The sequence below is a fragment of the Bradyrhizobium sp. Ai1a-2 genome (assembly GCF_000426245.1).
In the GTDB taxonomy this organism is placed as follows: Bacteria; Pseudomonadota; Alphaproteobacteria; order Rhizobiales; family Xanthobacteraceae; genus Bradyrhizobium.
The window spans coordinates 1-1,247 of record NZ_AUEZ01000239.1; the positions used below are offsets into that span (position 1 = coordinate 1).

Annotated in this window: 2 pseudogenes; one reads left to right on the top strand and one right to left on the bottom strand. The window is 57.5% G+C overall.

Annotated elements, in window-relative coordinates:
• A pseudogene (locus K288_RS53370) lies at positions 1-94 on the bottom strand (IS5/IS1182 family transposase); the annotation flags it as partial.
• A gap of 61 nt (positions 95-155) precedes the next feature.
• Between K288_RS53370 and K288_RS49220 the strand changes: the two are divergent.
• Positions 156-1,120, top strand: a pseudogene (locus tag K288_RS49220) (IS481 family transposase).
• Positions 1,121-1,247: the final 127 nt, after the last annotated feature.

The window sequence follows — 1,247 nt, forward strand, 5'->3', positions numbered from 1 at the left end:
GGAGCAGCACGAAGCCTCGTTTGGCCTCCGACAGCTTTATGACCTCGAGGGCAATGCCGTGTTCTGCAGCCGCCGTTGCAGGCTTGTCGCCTGTGGAGCTGTTTAGTACCAAGCTTTGATGGTGCATTCTTGTCGCACGATTCGAAGGATGCGCTATGGGACAGATTTTACACGGCTGCGCCACCACGACGGAGGCAATCCGTCGAGCAATACAAAATAGTCAAGAGAGCCTGAGAGCTCTCGCCAAGCGCTACGGGATCAACCAGAAGACTGTCGCGAAGTGGAAGCGGCGCGAGACCGTCGTCGATCGTTCGACTGGTCCCAAGGAAGCCAAGTCGACTGTCCTTTCCATCGAGGAGGAGGCGATCATCGTCGCTTTCCGGCGGCACACGCTGCTGCCACTCGACGATTGCCTCTATGCGCTGCAGCCGACCATACCGCATCTGACGCGGTCATCCCTGCATCGCTGCCTCCAGCGCCACGGCGTCAGCCGATTGCCGGAGGTCGAAGGCGGCAAGCCCTCGAAGAAGAAGTTCAAGGCCTATCCGATCGGCTATTTCCACATCGACATCGCTGAGCTCCAGACCGCTGAAGGCAAGCTCTACCTCTACGTCGCAATCGATCGCACCAGCAAGTTCGCCTTCGTGCAACTGGTCAAGAAGACAGGAAGGACCTCAGCCTCGGCCTTCCTCGAGGCTCTGATCGCAGCCGTCCCCTACAAGATCCATACCGTGCTCCCGACAATGGGATCCAGTTCACCTTCCCGCCGCGCTATTCGGACGGCCCGACGGCAAGATACGTGACGCATATGTTCGACATGCAATGCCAAGAAAACGGGATCGAACATCGGCTGACCAAGATCAAGCATCCCTGGACCAATGGCCAGGTCGAGCGCATGAACCGCACGATCAAAGAAGCCACCGTCCAACGCTACCATTACGATCGACACGATCAGCTCGAAGCTCACCTTGCTGACTTCATCACCGCCTACAACTACGCACGGCGGCTGAAGACCCTGAAGGGCCTCACACCCTACGAATACATCTGCAAATGCTGGACTTCCCAGCCAGAACGATTCAAATTCAACCCGCTCCAGCAAATGCCGGGACTAAACACCTAGATGCCATAATGGGCCGGCCTTCGCGGGCGTAGCCAGGGTAGGTAGCTGTCCCTCAGAATGATGAGGTTGAAAACGAGGTCCGAGCGATCGGCCTCAAGCATCAGGAGAGGAACAGCCATGGAGCATT